Consider the following 16,617-nt stretch of genomic DNA (forward strand, 5'->3'; position numbering starts at 1 on the left):
AGCTTGGTCGTTGGTGTGGTTATGGGTGGGGACCTTGCCGATGTCAGGTCGTGGGCCGGTGAACTGGACGCTCTGCATGAGCGGTTCGTGCACCGGTTCAACCGGGAGGAGCCGCGTCAGTCGGCGCTGGCTTACATGCGGGGGCTGGTTGCTCCGCTGGAGCGGAAGAACGGCTGGACGCTGGCGGAGGAGGCCGGGCACGCGGGTCCCGATCGCATCCACCGGTTGCTGAACCGGATCGAGTGGGACGCCGATGAGGTCCTGGATGACGTACGCGGTTACGTCGTCGAGCACCTCGGAGACCGGGATGCCGTTCTGATCGTCGATGACACCGGCTTTCTGAAGAAGGGCGTCCGTTCGGCCGGCGTGCAGCGGCAGTACTCCGGCACCGCAGGACGCACCGAGAACTGTCAGATCGGTGTGTTCCTCGCCTACGCCACTGGCCGCGGACGCACGCTGATCGACCGGCGGCTGTGTCTGCCCACGTCCTGGACGGACGACCGGGAGCGGTGCCGGCGGGCCGGCATCGACGACACGGTCTGCTTCGAGACGAAGGTGGCCATGGCCAAGGCGATGGTCCGCCGGGCCATCGTGGAGAAGATCCCGTTCGGGTGGGTGACGGCGGATGCCGCCTACGGCTACAGCAAGGGCTGGCGGTTCGAGCTGGAGCAGGCGGATGTCTTCCACGTCATGGCCATCACCCGGCACGACACGGTCGTCACCCGCTGGTCCATCGATCACCCGGTCCACGAGCTGTTTCCCGGCCTGCCGCGGCAGAAGTGGAAGCGCCGTTCCTGCGGTGAAGGAGCTCACGGACGGCGGATCTTCGACTGGGCGCGTGTCGAGGTGCGGCCCTGGCACCGCGAGGACCGCCGGCACTGGGTTCTCGCCCGCCGCAGTGTCAGCAGGCCCGAGGAGATCTCCTACTACATCGCCTACTGCCCGGCCCAGACCACGCTGGACGAGCTGATCCGTATCGCGGGTAGCCGATGGGCTGTTGAGGAATGCTTCCAGACCGCGAAGCAGGAATGCGGCCTGGACGACTACCAGGTCCGCCGCTATCCCGGCTGGCACCGCCACATGACCCTGGCCATGGCCGCCCACGCCTGCCTCACCGTCCTGCGCGCACGAGAGCTGGACACAGAGAAAGCAGAAACGGATCCTCCCAGCTCATCCACCTCAGCCTCGCCGAAATCAGACGCCTGATCACCCGCCTCACCGACCGCCGCCCTACCCCGGTGGACGACATTCTGCACTGGTCACACTGACGACGACGCCAGCACCAAGCCCGCATCAGCCACTACAAACGACGCGGACACAGCCCCTGAAACTGCCCAGCAATCAGAACAAGCACCGTTGCAGTACTAGGCCGTCACGCGAGGCAGGAAGCCGCGGGCCCCGTGGTGCCCTATGCCTCCGCACCGCCGGGCGGCGGGCCGCTGGTGCGCCGCGTCACGAGCTTCGGAGCCACGACGAACTGCTTCGGCTCAGTCCGGCCGCCGATGCGCTCCAGCAGGAGGCGGGCGCATTTCTCCCCTGTGCGGTGACCGGACTGGTCGACCGTGGTGAGAGAGACGCGCCTGATGGTGGAGATGTAGATGTTGTCGTAGCCGGCCACCGACACGTCCTCGGGGACGCGCAGGCCCTGCTCCTCGGCGGCTCGCAATACCCCGAGCGCGGCGACGTCCGCGCCAGCGAAGATCGCCGTGGGAGGTTCCGGCCGGGCGAACGCCTCAAGGGCAGCGCGGTGGCCACCCTCCTCCGAGTACCAGGTCTCGATGATGTCGGGTTCCAGGCCGTGGTGGCGCATGGCCTGCTCGAAGCCCTGCCGTCGTGCCGTGTGCGAGAGGACGAAGACGCCCTCGGACTCGCCGGGCGGCATGCTGGTGTGGACGATCCGACGGTGGCCCGCCGTGACCAGGTGGTCGACCATCAACCGGGCGCCGAGGCGTTCGTCGTCGACAACGGAATCGAATGTCGTCGGCGAGCCGTGAAGGGCCACGGTGACGACGGGGACTGTCTTGGCGATCTCCTCGATCCAGGTGGTGTCGAGCCAGGGTGCGACCAGGACGAGTCCGTCCACCTGCCGGTCCAGCAGGGCCTCGATGCTCGCCTTCTGACGCTTGGGCGAGGTGCCCGCGGTCACGATGATGTCCTGGTACGGCGTGTTGTCGAGCTCGTCGCTGATCCCTTGCGCGACCTCTGTCTGGAACGGCGACGCCAGCTCCACGAGCACGACGCCGATCGTGTAGGTGCGGCCGCGCATCGCGCGGGCTCCGGTATGGGGGCGGTAACCGAGTTCCTCGATGGCCGCAGTGACGCGGTTCCGCATCTGCGGGCTCACCCCGTACGCCCCGCGTAGGACCTTCGAGACCGCGGAGACCGAGACGCCGGCCGCTGCCGCGACATCCTGGATCCTCACCCGTTCGGAGCCTGCGTTCCCACCACCACGTTGCGTCACGCCCCTGAGCGTACCGACAGGCTGACGTCGGGCGAACGGGATTGAGTGAGAAGACGATCACCTGACTTGATCGTTTCAGGAAAGTGACTCGCAGATTTCGCGCACCCCTTGACGGGTGGCGAGACCCGTCTCTAGCGTTCGCCTGTAGAACGTTGCACAAACCCCGGAGTGGTCTGCGGAGACGGCTGCCCGGACCATCTTTGGCCTGAGTGCTGACATCCACGGCACGTCCGAAGGAGTTGCTCATGCGACGCAGCACGAGAGCAGTCGTCCCGGTAGCCGCGCTCGGCATTCTGCTGGCGGGATGCACCGGGGAATCGACCGCCGGTTCCGGAAACACGGGGCCCGGCGGCAAGGGCACGCTCACGCTCGGCATGTCGGCCGACATCCAGGGCTGGGACCCGTCGAACCAGCCTGGCTACCAGGGCTGGGCCGGTGAGGCCGTGTGGGACACGCTCGTCCAGTGCGACGAGTTCGGGAAGCCGCAGCCGGACATCGCCGACAAGTGGTCGATCAGCAAGGACAGCAGATCGTTCACCGCGCACATCCGAAGTGACCAGACGTTCTCCGACGGATCGCCGGTGGACTCCGCGGCCGTGGCGGCGACGTTCAAGTACGTCGCCTCCCACGGCGGAGCCCAGGGTGATTACAAGGGAATCAAGGTCGAAACCCCGGACGCGCAGAACGTCACGATCACCTGGCCGGACCCGCAGCCGTTGATCGTGCTCCGTGTCTGCGCGCCGAAGATCACGACCAAGGCCCTGCTCGACTCCGGGAAGGTGAACGACACCCCGGTCGGCTCGGGCCCGTACACCCTCGACAAGGCGGGAGCCACCCGTGGCTCGGTGTACACATTCACCAGGAACGACAAGAACTGGAACGCCGCCAACTATCCCTACAAGAAGCTCGTGCTCAAGGTCATCGAGAGTGAGACCGCGGCTGTGAGCGCCCTGAAGACGGGCCAGATCGACGGCACTCTGATCTCCGCGCAGAACTACAACGAGGTCAAGGCGTCCGGCCAGAAGATCGTGTCGCTGAAGGGCGTCACCACCCGCCTGCTCCTCACGGACTACCAGGGCAAGAAGGTCCCCGCCCTCGGCAGCGTGGACGTGCGCCGGGCGATCAACATGGTCTTCGACAAGCAGGCCATGGTCAAAAACCTGTACCAGGGCCACGGCGAGCCGTCGTCCCAGATCTTCCGCCCGGGCAGCAGCGCCTACATCGACGGCATGGCGGACCCCTACCCCTACGACGTCGAGGCCGCTAAGGCCCTCATGAAGAAGGCGGGCCACCAGGACGGCTTCACCATCGAGCTGCCCACCATGGCCGGCCAGAACTTCGAACGGCTGATGCCGTACGTCAAGCAGCAGCTCGGCCTGCTGAACATCAAGGTCAAGCAGGTCGCCCTGTCCGGCGCCAACGCCATCGGCGATCTGCTGAGCGGCAAGTACCCGGTGGTCCTCTGGCAGCTCGGCAACCTGGGCGAATCCCTCGCCGACATCAACACCGTCGTGCTCTCGACCGGTTACTGGAACCTCTCCCACGAGAAGGACGCCACCGTCGACAGGCTCTGGAAGCGGATCCTCACCGGGGACGAGTCCCAGCGCAAGACCGCCCAGCAGGAGATCAACAAGTACATCGTCGACCAGGCGTGGTTCGCGCCGATGGTCAACCCGGAGGGTTTCTACGCGCACAACCCGAAGGTCACCGTCGACCACGTGTCGGACTTCGAGGCGCTGACCCCGAAGCTGCGCGACTTCAAGTAGCTCGTCGGCCGCCCGACGCGCGGAGCCAATCGGAGTGGAAACAATGGCGATCTCACTGTTGAAGAGACTCGTGCGCTCTCTTGCGGTGCTCCTGGTGGTCACCTTCGCGACCTTCTGTCTGATGTTCGGCAACGGGCCGGGCATCGCGCGGGCGGTGCTCGGGATGAACGCCAGAGACGCAGACGTCCAGCGTAAGGTCGTCACGCTGGGGCTCGACCAGCCGCTGCTCGTCCAGTACGGGAAGTGGCTGGGGAGCCTTTTCCACGGCGACCTCGGCGCGTCGTTCTTCACCGGTCAGTCCGTGACCGACGCGCTGTCGACGAGGGTGCCGGTCACTCTCGCCCTGGTGCTCATCACCCTTGCCCTGACGGTTGTCCTCAGCGTGCTCTTCGGCGTGACGGCGGCCGTCAAGGGCGGCTGGGTGGACCGCGTACTGCAGTTCCTGTCCGTGCTCGGCACGGCGGTGCCCGCGTTCATCATCGCCATCGCGCTCGTGTTCACCTTGGCCGTCGCCTGGCGAGCGCTGCCGGCCACCGGATACGTCTCACCCGACATCAGCCTCTCGGGGTGGGTGAAGTCCCTGACGCTTCCGGTACTGGCCCTGCTCGTCGGGTCGGTGGCCGGCGCAGCGGCGCAGTTCCGCACAGCGGTACTGGACACGCTCGGACGCGACTTCGTCCGCACACTACGGGCGCGCGGGATCAGCGAACGGCACATCATCTTCCGGCATGTGCTGCGCAACTCCGCCGGCCCCGGCTTGACCGTCCTCAGTCTGACCACCTTCGGCCTGCTGGGCGGCGCGGTGTTCATCGAGCAGGTCTTCGCCCTGCCGGGCATGGGCCAGCTCGCCAACCAGGCCGCCCAGACCAACGACGTACCGATGGTCATGGGCACGGTGCTCGTCACCACCGTGATCGTCCTGATCGTCAACTTCCTCGGCGACCTGACCGCCACTCTCCTGAACCCGAAGGCGAGGACCCGATGACCGCCGGCCCCGCTGCGGAAGCGACCCTCACCCAGCCGCCTGCCCGCCGCCGTGTGATCGTCCAGCTCCTGCGCAACCCGCAGGGCGCTCTGTGCCTGGCGTTCCTCCTGCTCGTCGTCGTGGTGGCGGCCACCAGCCCCTGGCTGGCCCCTACCGGACCGACGACCACGCAGCTCAGCGCCAGCAACGCTCCGCCGTTCACTGGCGGACACCTGCTCGGCGGTGACAGCGCCGGCCGCGACATCCTGTCCCGGCTCATGTGGGGCTCTCGCCAGACCGTGATGGCGTGCCTGATCATCCTGGGCGTCTCGGTCGTCGTCGGAGTCGCCTCCGGACTGGTGGCCGGCTTCTACCGCGGCCGGTTCGAAACCGCCGCCGGATTCGCGTCCGACGTGGTCATGGCGCTCCCCGGCATCGTCCTGCTGATCGCGCTGTACGCCCTCACCGGTCCGAACATCCCTGTCGCGATGACGGTCTTCGGTCTGCTCATCGCTCCCACCTACTACAGACTGGTGCGCAACGTCGTCCTGGGCGTGCGCAACGAGTTGTATGTCGATGCGGCGCGCGTGGCAGGCCTCGCCGACCTGCGGATCGTGGGCCGCCATGTGCTGTGGGCGGTCCGCGCCCCAGTGATCATCCAGAGCTCGTTCGTCCTGGCTGCCGGTATCGGGATCGAGGCCGGGGTCTCCTTCCTCGGCCTCGGTGATCCCGCCACGGCCTCGTGGGGCACCGTGCTGCAGAACTCGTTCGACGGGATCTACAACAACCGGTGGGGCGTGTTGTGGCCCGCGCTGGCCATCAGCCTCACGATCCTGGCGCTGATTCTGCTCGGCAACGCCCTCAGCGATGTACTGCAGTCCTCCGCCCGGAGCAGGACTCTCACACCGCGCGCCCGGCGCGCGGCACTCGCGGCGGCACAGCAGGAGGACGCAGGCCGCAGGTCGGCTCCGGCAGGCAGCCCCGACGACATCGTGCTCTCGGTACGCGCGCTGCGGATCGCCTATCCGTCGGCCGACGGCGAGATCCGGGAGGTCGTCCACGGCGTCGACCTGGACGTCCGCCGGGGCGAGATCCACGGCCTGGTGGGGGAGTCCGGCTCGGGCAAGTCCCAGATCGCCTTCGCTACCCTGGGCATTCTGCCCCGCGAAGCACTGATCCTCGGTGGCAGCGTGCTCCTGGACGGTGAGGACCTCCTGGCGGACGAATCGAAGATGCGCGCGGCCCGCGGTCGCCGCATCGCCTATGTCCCGCAGGAGCCCATGTCCAACCTCGACCCGTCGTTCACCATCGGCAAGCAGCTCAGCTACGGCCTGCGGGCGGTGACCTCGCTGGACGCCGGAGAAGCCCGCGAGCAGCTCGTCGGGCTGCTGGACCGGGTCGGCATCAAGGATCCCGAGCGGGTGATGGAGCTGTACCCGCACGAGATCTCGGGCGGCATGGCCCAACGTGTCCTGATCTGCGGTGCCGTTGCCTCCGGAGCCGACCTCATCGTCGCGGACGAGCCGACCACGGCCCTCGACGTGACCGTCCAGGCCGAGGTGCTGGAGCTGTTGCGCGAGCTCAGCCGGGACCGGGGACTCGCCATGATCCTGGTGACGCACAACCTCGGCGTCGTCGCCGACCTGTGCTCAACCGTGAGCGTCATGAAGGAGGGGCACATTGTCGAACGGGCCGACGTCGAGACGATATTCGAGGCGCCGCAGCAGGCGTACACCCAGGAGTTGCTGTCCTCGTCCCGCAGCGTCGAGCTGATGGAGATCTGACCATGACGCAGCCGACGAACGCGACGCGACCTACGGACAAGAATCCGCCGCGCACGACGAGCACCAGACCGGCGCACCCGGCCTCGGCCGCCGACTCACAGCAGGAGCTGCTGCGGGTACGCGACCTGGTGGTCCGGTTCCCGGGACGCCGGGGCCGGTCGACCACCGTGATCGACGGTGTCACCTTCGACCTGGCGGCGAGGGAGACCCTGAGTCTGGTCGGCGAGTCCGGCTCCGGCAAAACCACGATCGGCCGGGCCATTCTCGGCCTGGCACCGGTCACCGAGGGGACGATCACCTTCTGCGGGGAGACCATCAGCAATATCTCCCGAGCGGCCCGCCGCAGGGTGGCCCGTGATGTGCAGGTCGTCTTCCAGGACCCGTACTCCTCACTCAATCCGGCCATGACAGTCGGGGACATCCTCGTTGAGCCGCTCGCCGCCGCCGGAGTCGAGGGCGGCCGTGCCCGGATCCGCGAACTGCTCGACGCCGTCGGCCTGCCGGCCGACGCCGCGACCCGCTATTCACGGGAGTTCTCCGGCGGACAGCGGCAGCGCGTGGCCATCGCCCGCGCGCTCGCACTGGACCCGGCAGTGATCGTCTGCGACGAGCCCACGAGCGCACTCGACGTGACCACACAGGCTCGCGTCCTGCGCCTGCTCAAGGACATACAGCAGTCGACCGGGGTGGCGTATCTGTTCATCAGCCACGACCTCGGGGTCGTCAACTCCATCAGTGACCGGATCGCGGTGCTCCACCGCGGACGGATCGTCGAGGTCGGCGATGCACACCAGGTGTCCACTGCCCCACGGCACGACTACACCCGCCGCCTGCAGATGGCCGCGCCGGTCGCCGACCCGAAGAAGCAGCGCGAACGGCGCGAGCTGCGCGCGGCCTTGCTCTCCGCTGCCGAGGAGGAAGCGGACGCCCCTCCCATGGCACAGCACTGACTGTCCGGTCCGCTGCGCACCGACCGACAACCGCGACCACTCTCGTCACTCGTTATTCAGGAGTCTCCATGCCCTTGTCCGCCCCGCCCACCGCGCCTCGCTTCGAGCACCGCACCGACGCGAGCCCGGTACTCGGTACGGGCACGCCCACTCCTCGGCTGTCGTGGACCATCGAGCACGCCGAGGCGGGCTGGGAGCAGACGGCGTACGAGGTGGAGGTCGTCCGGGGTGGTGTCGCACAGGCCTATCGCGTCAGCAGCCCCGAGCAGGTGCTGGTGCCGTGGCCGGCGCCGCCGCTCAGTTCCCGGGAGCGTGCCGAGGTGCGGATACGCGTCGCGCACGGCGAGGACTGGAGCTCCTGGGGCGACGCGGCCGTCGTGGAGACGGGTCTGCTGGAGCCGTCCGACTGGGCGGCGCGGTTCATCAGCCCGGTCGGCATCGGCGCCGAGGGCGGCCGGGCCCCTGTGCTGTGCGCGTCCATTGACGTGCCCGGACCAGTCCGAAGCGCGCGGCTGTACGCCACCGCCCACGGCGTGTACATACCGTCGGTCAACGGCCGCCGGGTCGACGACACGGCCCTCGCCCCCGGCTGGACGTCGTACCACCACCGGCTGCGCTACCACGTCTACGACCTGACGGACCTGGTCCGCCCAGGCCCGAACCTCCTGGAGGTGCTGCTCGGCAACGGCTGGTACCGCGGCCGGCTCGGCTACACGAACGACCGCGCCCTGTACGGCGACCGCCTCGCCCTGCTCGCCCAGTTGGAGATCACCACCACCGACGGTACCGTCCACGTCCTGGCCACAGACGGCACCTGGCGCGCCCGTGAGAGCGAGGTGCTGGCCGACGACCTGTACGACGGCCAGACCACCGACCTGCGCCTGCGCGGCGGCTTGGCCCCGACGGCGGGCGTGGAGACGGTTGACGGGGACCTTTCGGGCCTCGTCGCCCCCGACGGTCCTCCCATCCGGCCGACCGGCGTGCTCCCGGCACGCCGGGTATGGACCGCGCCCTCCGGTACGACGCTCGTGGACTTCGGGCAGAACGCGGTGGGCTGGGTCCGGCTCACCGTGCGTGGCTCGGCGGAAGGCACCGAGGTCGTGCTGCGGCACGCCGAGGTGCTGGAGGACGGCGAGCTGGGCACGCGACCGCTGCGCAGCGCGCGCGCCACCGACACCTGGATCCTGTCCGGTCCGGACGAGGAGGTGCTGGAGCCGTCGCTGACTCTGCACGGCTTCCGCTACGCCGAGGTCACCGGTGTGCCCGGTCTGCGCCCCGAGGACGTCGAACTCGTCGTCGTCGGCTCGGACCTGCGTCGCACCGGTTGGTTCTCGTCCTCGCACCAGGAACTCGACCGGTTCCACGAGAACGTCGTGTGGAGCACCCGCGGCAACTTCGTCGACCTGCCCACCGACTGCCCGCAGCGCGACGAACGACTGGGCTGGACCGGTGACATCCAGGTGTTCGGCCCCACGGCTACGTTCCTGTACGACACCTCGGGTTTGCTTCGCTCGTGGCTGACCGACTTGGCCGCCGAGCAGTTCCCCGATGGATCGGTGCCTCACGTCGTGCCGGATGTCAACTGCAACGGTCTGGCGGCGACGCCCGCCGCCGCCTGGGGCGACGCAGCGACCATCGTGCCCTGGACGCTCTACCGGCGCACCGGTGATCTGCAGGTGCTGGAGCGCCAACTGCCCAGCATGCGGGCCTGGGTCGACCGGATCGCGGCTCTCGCCGGGCCGGAGCGCCTGTGGCAGGGAGGCTTCCAGTACGGGGACTGGCTGGACCCGACGGCACCGCCTGAGGAGCCGGGCCGCGCCAAGGCCCATCCGGACGTGGTGGCCACCGCCCACTTCGCCCGCTCGTCGTGGATCCTGGCCGAGTCCGCGCGCCTGCTGGGCCGCAACGACGAGGCGGAGAAGTACCGCGTGCTCGCCGGGGAGGTGCGCGCCGCGTTCGTCCGGGCCTTCGTGACGGCCGTCGGGCGGATCTTCTCGGATGCCCCGACCGCCTATGCCCTGGCCATCGAGTGGGACCTGCTGCCGCATCCCCACCAGCGTGAAGAAGCCGGCCGCAGGCTGGCCGACCTCGTACGGGCCAGTGGATTCCGGATCAGTACCGGCTTCGTCGGCACCCCCCTGGTGTGCGACGCGCTCACCAGCACGGGACACCTGGACGTCGCCTACCGTCTGCTGCTGCAGACACAGTGCCCGTCCTGGCTCTACGCGGTCACCATGGGCGGTACCACGGTGTGGGAGCGCTGGGACAGCCTGCTGCCGGACGGGAGCATCCACCCCGGGGGAATGACCTCCTTCAACCACTATGCCCTGGGCGCCGTCGCCGACTGGCTGCACCGCTCCGTCGCCGGCCTCGCCCCCGCCGCTCCGGGCTACCGTCGACTGCTGGTCCGGCCGCGGCCGACTCCGGCGCTCACCCGGGCCGCTGCCCGCCACACCACGCCGTACGGCGAGGCGGCGGTGTCCTGGGAGCGGACCGCCGGGCGGCTGCGGCTGACAGTGCGGGTCCCGGTCGGAGCCACCGCCGAGGTGCACGTGCCCGGAGAGGCGAAGTCGACGCAGGTCGGCCACGGCGACCACGAGTGGACCGTCGGCGACCCCACCTCGGCAGCCCGGCGCCAAGCCCGTGACTGGTCGACCGCCACGGTCAGGGACCTGCTGGACGACGCGGGGACCTGGGCCGAGGTGGCGGCGGCGGCCGACGCGACCGGAATCACATCCGAGGGCGATGCGCAGGCCGCCAGGATGCTGGCCAACTACCTCGACGCCCCCGCCTCGCTGGTCGCCGAGGCACTTGCCCCCGACGACCGGTTCCCGGGGGCAGCAGAGCTGCGCCGGCGGGTGGCGGACATCCTCGGCGGCGGTGCCACAGCCGCCGTGGGGCGCAGCCCTGTGGGCGCCGAAGCGCAGTGACATGTCCGCCGGCGGAGGCCCCGGCGGAGCGCTCAGTACGGACAACGACGTCCACGACAAGGAGAAGGCATGCGTAATCCAGCGAGCACCACATCCGCCGGGCGCCGGGCAACTCGCCGTGCCATGCGTGCGCTTGCCCCCGGTCTCGCTCTCGCCCTCGGCGCGGCGGCCGTGCCCGCCGAAGCCGCCTCCGCGGTACCGCCCGAATGCGTTGCCCTCCGGCCGGGCGGACCGGTGCAGGTCACCCCGGACTGCGTCGACCCGCTGTACGCCCATCCCGTGATCGACAAGCAGCAGGACCTCACCTCCCCGGTGGCGCACCGGCGGGTGTCCGGTCACTTCGAGGGCACTGGTGTGAAGTTCACGTTCTACCTGCCCCCGGCCGCACAGTGGAAGGGGCGCTACTTCCAGTACACGTACCCGCTGTCCGACGAGAGCGCCCTGGACCGAACCATTGCCTTCGGTGCCGCAAGCGGTGGATACACCGTGCAGGTCAGTGGCACAGTGGGGTACCGGCACGCCGCCGCGGCGGCCAAGTTCTCCGAACAGGTCGCCGCGGACTACTACCGTTCCGGCTCCAGGCGCATCCACGGCTACCTCTACGGACCGTCCGGCGGTTCCTTCCAGACGATCGGGGCGATGGAGAACACTTCTGGCGTGTGGGACGGCGCCGTTCCGATAGTCGTCGGTGTGCCCACTTCCATCCCGGTCAACTTCTTCGTCCGGGCCCAGGCACGCATGGTCCTGCGTGACGTGGCCGGGAAGATCGCGGACGCGGTCCGCCCCGGCGGCTCCGGCGACCCGTACGCCGGTCTCACCACGGCGCAGGCCGCGATGCTGCGCGAGGCGACGAGCCTGGGCGTACCGCTGAAGGCCTGGCAGGACCCCGACTACGTGCTGGGCCTGAACGCCCCCGACGGGCTGCTCGGGTTCGGCGCCGTGGTCCGCCAGATGGACCCGTCGTACGCCACCGACTTCTGGACCAAGCCGGGTTACCTCGGAACCGAGCAGTCAGAACTCGGCGACATCGTCCGCGCGGCACTGATCGACGCGAAGCCGACGATCGCACAGGTGGAGACCGACGAGGACGGTAGGCCGACGAGCCTCACGCTGTCCGGTCTGCCCGCCCTGACCAGCACCCTCGGACTGGACTTCGCCGCCCTGGCGACGGACGGCACGACGCGGGTGGGCGACCTGGCCGGCACCCTCGACGCGGCCACCGGCGTCTTCACCGTCGGCAGCGGCAACTCCGCCGAGGTGCTGTCGGCGCTCAAGGCCGGGGCGCGGGTTCATGCCGACAATCGCTGGTTCACCGCCTTGCCGTCGTACTACCGTCACCAGGTCCCGCCGCCCGAGGAGGGCTACACCGCCTTCGACGTGCTCCGCGACGCGGACGGGACTCCGCTGTACCCACAGCGGGCGCTGCGCATCGGTCCGCGGATCGCCAGCAGTACCAGCGGTGGAGGCACCTATACCGGCAAAGTCAACGGCAAGGTCGTAGTGGTGGACAATCTCGTCGACTCCGACGCCTACCCGTGGCACGCCGACTGGTACGCCCAGCGGGTGCGTTCCGCCCTGGGAGCGGAGGAGTTCGCGAACCGCTTCCGGCTGTACTACAACGACAACGCCGACCACCTTGAGGGCCCGGTCACCGGGAGCAAGGCGAGCCGGATCGTGTCGTACGACCCGATCGTCGAGCAGGCGTTGCGCGACGTGGCGGCGTGGGCCGAGCGCGGAGTGGCCCCGCCGTCGTCGACTCGCTACGACGTGACCGACGGTCAGGTCACCGTTCCCACGCGAGCCGCGCAGCGGCGAGGCATCCAGCCGGTCGTGGACCTGAAGGTCCGCGGCGGCGACGAGGCGCACGTGAGCACCAGAGACCAGGTGACCTTCGCTGCCCTGGCCCAGGCACCCCCGGGGGCCGGCCGGATAGTGTCGGCGTCCTGGGACTTCACCGGCGCCGGCACCTACACCCCGGCGCGGCTCGGCACACCCGCGTCCACCGCCTTCGTCAATACCACCCACCGGTTCACGAAGCCCGGTACGTACTACGTGACGCTGAAGGCGTCGTCGTCCCGGCACGGCGCCGTGGGCCCCTACGCACAGGTCGAGAACCTGAACCGCGTGCGCGTGGTCGTGCACCCGTAACAACCCTTGAGAAACGCCGGAGGACGGCGCGTGACAGACAGACCGTCCCTGGCCCAGCTCCGACTGGAGAACACCTCATGCTCACGGCGGCAGTCTGATGCGCACCTCGATCACACCGGGCCAGGTCTGGCTCGACACGGACGGCAAGCGGATCCACGCCCACGGCGGCTCGATCCTGGAGATCGACGGCACCTTCTACTGGTACGGCGAGAACAAGGAGCGCTCGGCGCCGGGCAGTGGGATCTGGCACTGGGGAGTGCGCTGCTACTCCTCCTCCGACCTCTACAACTGGACTGACCGCGGCCTGATCATCCCGCCCGAGCCCGACGACCCGGCCTCGCCCCTGCACCCCGCGACGTCGATGGACCGCCCGCACATCCTGCGCCACCCCGACACGGGCCGTTACGTGTGCTGGATCAAGGTCATGTCGCCGGTCGGCCAGCGGTCGACCGTCCTGGTCGCCGACGACATCCTCGGCCCCTACCGCGTGGTGCGCCAGGACTTCAAGCCGCTGGGCATGAACGCCGGCGACTTCGACCTCGTCCTCGACCCGACCGACGGCAAGGGCTATCACTACTTCGAGCGCGTGCACAGCGAGCTGATCTGCGCGGACCTCACACCCGACCTCACCGACGTCACGGGTTACTACTCCACGCACTTCCCGCTCGTACAGCCCCCGTACGTCCGGGAGGCACCGGCCTACTTCACCCGCGACGGCCTGCACTACCTGGTCACATCGGGCACCACGGGGTACTACCCGAATCCGTCCATGGTCGCCGTCGCACCCAGCTACCACGGCCCCTGGCGGGAACTGAACGACCCTCATCCCGACGACCCGACCCGCAGCTCCTACCAGTCTCAGATCAGCTGCGTGTTCCGGCACCCCCACAAGCAGGACCTCTACATCGCGCTCGCGGACCGGTGGCTGCCCCGCTACGGCGCCTCCAGCGAGGCGGCCGTCGCGATGCACGCGGAACGCTTCCGCCCCATGGGCGGCCACAAGCCCGGACCGTGGTCCGAACTCACGGAGATCGACACGTCGATCGCCGACTACGTCTGGCTGCCTTTCCGGTTCGAGGGAGAACGCGCCATCCTCGACTGGCACGACGAGTGGCGCATCGAGGACTACGCATGACCAGCACCACCACCGGCACCTGGCGCGATGAGCGGCTCGCCCCGGACGACCGCGCCGACCTCCTGCTGAAGGAGATGACGACGGCCGAGAAATGCCACCAGCTCACCGCTCGCATGTCGTGGTACCTGGTGAAGCCGGACGGCAGCGACGCGCCCGACGCCGACGAGGTGCTGCGCCATCCGCCCGGTCACATCGCCCAGCTCATCCTCGACGATCCGGCGCAGCTCGCCGCCATGACCGGCACGATCCAGCACAGGATCATCAGCCGCGGCCGGCTCGGCATCCCGGCGATCTTCCATGCCGAGGCACTGAGCGGATTCCTGGCCGGCGGGCACATGGTGTTCCCCTCCGGAACCGGGCTGGCTGCCGGATGGAGCCCGGACCTGGTCGAGCAGATGTCCGACCTGATCCGCCGTCAGATGCGCCGGACCGGGCTGACGCACGCCCTCTCGCCGGTGCTCGACGTGGCCCTCGACCCCCGGTGGGGCCGCGTCCACGAGACCTTCGGCGAGGACCCGTACCTCTGCGCCGCGTTGGGCGTGGCCTATGTACGCGGACTGCAGGGACAGGATCTCTCGAAGGGGGTTATGGCGACAGGCAAGCACTTCCTGGGCTACGCGGTGACCGCCGGCGGCATCAACACCGCGGGCTTCGAGTCCGGTGCGCGCCGCACCCGGGACCTGTTCGCGTACCCATTCGAGGCCGCCATCCGTATGGCCGGGCTGCGGTCGGTCATGAACTCCTACTCCGACGTCGACGATGTGCCGGCCGGGGCATCGCCGGAGGTCCTGAAGGACCTGCTGCGGGACGCCCTGGGGTTCGACGGCTTCGTCTCCTCCGACTATGGCACCCTGGACCACCTCGTAGGGCGGCAGCGGGTGGCGGCGGACGAGGCGGCGGCCGGCCGGCTGGCCATCGAGGCCGGACTTGACGTCGAGATGCCCAATCCCTCCGGATACGGGGACCTGCTTGCGGCGGAGGTCGAGCGCGGCGCGGTCGATCACCGCCACATCGACGAGGCCGTACGCCGGGTGCTGCGCGCCAAGTTCGAGGTGGGGCTCTTCGAACACCCCTACCCGACCGAGAGGATCGACGTGGCGGCTGCCGCCGCCGAGGGTGGCGAGCTGTCGCAGGACCTCGCCCGGCGATCCATCGTGCTGGGCAAGAACGACGGCATCCTCCCGCTGGCGCCCGGGCGCCTCGACGTCGCCGTCATCGGTCCGCACGCCGACGCCCCGTCCCTGCAGTTCCCGACGTACACCTACGCATCCTGGCGGGAGGCCAACGACGCGATCATCCGCGGGGAGCTCGGCACCATGAATGGTGCGGAGGACGTGGTAACCGCCTGGTACGACACGCTCTTCACGCCTCAGGACCCGCACACCCTGGTGGGGGAGCGGTACGGTGCGTGCTCGCTCGCCGCCGAGATCGGTGAGCGAGCGCGCACCGTGGTCACCGAGCCCGGGAGTGCCCTAACGCGAGAGCTGGGTGACGAGGCGATCGAGCGTGCCGTGGCGGCGGCGCGGGACGCGGACGTCGTGGTGCTGGCGCTCGGCGGGGCCAGCCTGTGGTTCACCGGGGAGCGGACCGAGGGTGAGGCCAGCGACACCGCCGACATCACACTGCCGGCCGCCCAGATCCGCCTGGCAGAGGCGGTGGCGGCGACAGGGACGCCGCTGGTCGTCGTGCTCGTGCAGGGGCGAGCGTACGCGCTGCCGCAGGTCGTGCAGGAGGCAGCCGCGATCGTGGTGGCACCGTACGCCGGACCGTTCGGCACGCGATCGATCACGGACGTGCTCTTCGGGGTGGTGAACCCCTCGGGGAAGCTGCCCTACAGCCTCCCCCGGCACAGCGGCCAGATCCCCGTCTACCACCACCAGAAAGCGGGCTCGGGGTACCGGGGCCCACTGCCCCCCGGCGTGTCCAACCACTACCTCGACATGACGGCCACTCCACTGTGGCCGTTCGCGCACGGCCTGAGTTACACCACGTTCGCGGTGAGCGACCTGGACTGCGGACCGGACATCGACGCCCGGGGCACGGCACGGGTCGGTGCCACCGTCGAGAACACCGGTGACCGGGACGGCGCCACGGTGGTCCAGCTCTACCTGCGCGTGAACACCACCACGGTCACCCGTCCCGCCCAGCAGCTCGGCGGTTTCGCGCGGGTGGAGCTGGCCGCGGGGGAGCGGCGCCGGGTCACGTTCGAAGTGGACGCCACGCAGCTCGCCTACACCAATCTGGCGCGGGACGTCGCGGTGGAGCCTGCGCGTGTGGACGTGTTCATCGGCTTCGACTCCGACGACCGGTCGCTGGAGGGCTCGTTCGAAGTGGTCGGGGCGCCGCGGATCGTCTCAGGCGCGGAGCGCTCGTTCCTGTCCACGACTGTCGTGGACACGGTGAACGGGCCTGGAGGCGGCGTGTAGAGGCGATCAATTTCCCCGTGGCAACGAAGCAGCTGTCGAGGGCCGCCGGTGCT

Annotated in this window: 10 protein-coding genes; 9 read left to right on the plus strand and 1 reads right to left on the minus strand. The window is 69.3% G+C overall.

Annotated elements, in window-relative coordinates:
- Positions 1 to 21: 21 nt before the first annotated feature.
- A complete protein-coding gene (locus AQJ91_RS27520) occupies positions 22 to 1,206 on the plus strand; it encodes an IS701 family transposase (RefSeq protein ID WP_067026819.1) in 1,185 nt (394 codons plus the stop codon).
- 202 nt (positions 1,207 to 1,408) lie between these two features.
- Here AQJ91_RS27520 and AQJ91_RS27525 read toward each other — a convergent pair whose 3' ends face one another.
- Positions 1,409 to 2,422, minus strand: coding sequence for a LacI family DNA-binding transcriptional regulator (locus tag AQJ91_RS27525; protein ID WP_067026821.1), 1,014 nt, complete (start codon positions 2,420 to 2,422; stop codon positions 1,409 to 1,411).
- A gap of 284 nt (positions 2,423 to 2,706) precedes the next feature.
- Between AQJ91_RS27525 and AQJ91_RS27530 the strand changes: the two genes are divergently transcribed.
- The 8 genes from AQJ91_RS27530 to AQJ91_RS27565 all read left to right on the plus strand — a co-directional run bounded on the left by AQJ91_RS27530 (position 2,707) and on the right by AQJ91_RS27565 (position 16,564).
- On the plus strand, positions 2,707 to 4,227 hold the full coding sequence (locus AQJ91_RS27530) for an ABC transporter substrate-binding protein (protein ID WP_067026824.1): 1,521 nt from the start codon (positions 2,707 to 2,709) through the stop codon (positions 4,225 to 4,227).
- Between the two features lie 43 nt (positions 4,228 to 4,270).
- Positions 4,271 to 5,212 (plus strand): ABC transporter permease, encoded by a 942-nt coding sequence (locus tag AQJ91_RS27535; protein WP_067026826.1) that lies wholly within the window; start codon positions 4,271 to 4,273, stop codon positions 5,210 to 5,212.
- Positions 5,209 to 6,975, plus strand: a complete 1,767-nt coding sequence (locus AQJ91_RS27540; RefSeq protein WP_067026828.1) for a dipeptide/oligopeptide/nickel ABC transporter permease/ATP-binding protein — start codon at positions 5,209 to 5,211, stop codon at positions 6,973 to 6,975. The genes AQJ91_RS27535 and AQJ91_RS27540 overlap by 4 nt, the downstream gene beginning before the upstream one ends.
- Positions 6,976 to 6,977: 2 nt before the next feature.
- Positions 6,978 to 7,925 carry an ABC transporter ATP-binding protein gene (locus AQJ91_RS27545; RefSeq protein WP_079085224.1) on the plus strand — a complete coding sequence of 316 codons (948 nt, stop codon included), beginning with the start codon at positions 6,978 to 6,980 and terminating at the stop codon, positions 7,923 to 7,925.
- A gap of 68 nt (positions 7,926 to 7,993) precedes the next feature.
- Positions 7,994 to 10,855, plus strand: a complete 2,862-nt coding sequence (locus AQJ91_RS27550; protein WP_067026830.1) for a family 78 glycoside hydrolase catalytic domain — start codon at positions 7,994 to 7,996, stop codon at positions 10,853 to 10,855.
- Positions 10,856 to 10,924: 69 nt separating this feature from the next.
- A complete protein-coding gene (locus AQJ91_RS27555) occupies positions 10,925 to 13,003 on the plus strand; it encodes a PKD domain-containing protein (RefSeq protein WP_107122548.1) in 2,079 nt (692 codons plus the stop codon).
- Between the two features lie 97 nt (positions 13,004 to 13,100).
- Positions 13,101 to 14,138, plus strand: a complete 1,038-nt coding sequence (locus AQJ91_RS27560) for a family 43 glycosylhydrolase (RefSeq protein ID WP_067026834.1) — start codon at positions 13,101 to 13,103, stop codon at positions 14,136 to 14,138.
- Entirely contained in the window at positions 14,135 to 16,564 is a 2,430-nt protein-coding gene (locus tag AQJ91_RS27565) for a glycoside hydrolase family 3 N-terminal domain-containing protein (RefSeq protein ID WP_067026836.1), read from the plus strand. Before AQJ91_RS27560 ends, AQJ91_RS27565 begins: the two co-directional genes overlap by 4 nt.
- Positions 16,565 to 16,617 lie beyond the last annotated feature (53 nt).

The sequence above is a fragment of the Streptomyces dysideae genome, from assembly GCF_001514305.1.
Classification (GTDB): domain Bacteria; phylum Actinomycetota; class Actinomycetes; order Streptomycetales; family Streptomycetaceae; genus Streptomyces; species Streptomyces dysideae.

Coding starts and splice junctions, on each gene's coding strand:
- AQJ91_RS27530 (WP_067026824.1), top strand. CDS start 2,707: ATGCGACGCAGCACGAGAGCAGTCGTCCCGGTAGCCGCGCTCGGCATT.
- AQJ91_RS27520 (WP_067026819.1), top strand. CDS start 22: ATGGGTGGGGACCTTGCCGATGTCAGGTCGTGGGCCGGTGAACTGGAC.
- AQJ91_RS27550 (WP_067026830.1), top strand. CDS start 7,994: ATGCCCTTGTCCGCCCCGCCCACCGCGCCTCGCTTCGAGCACCGCACC.
- AQJ91_RS27565 (WP_067026836.1), top strand. CDS start 14,135: ATGACCAGCACCACCACCGGCACCTGGCGCGATGAGCGGCTCGCCCCG.
- AQJ91_RS27545 (WP_079085224.1), top strand. CDS start 6,978: ATGACGCAGCCGACGAACGCGACGCGACCTACGGACAAGAATCCGCCG.
- AQJ91_RS27555 (WP_107122548.1), top strand. CDS start 10,925: ATGCGTAATCCAGCGAGCACCACATCCGCCGGGCGCCGGGCAACTCGC.
- AQJ91_RS27540 (WP_067026828.1), top strand. CDS start 5,209: ATGACCGCCGGCCCCGCTGCGGAAGCGACCCTCACCCAGCCGCCTGCC.
- AQJ91_RS27560 (WP_067026834.1), top strand. CDS start 13,101: ATGCGCACCTCGATCACACCGGGCCAGGTCTGGCTCGACACGGACGGC.
- AQJ91_RS27535 (WP_067026826.1), top strand. CDS start 4,271: ATGGCGATCTCACTGTTGAAGAGACTCGTGCGCTCTCTTGCGGTGCTC.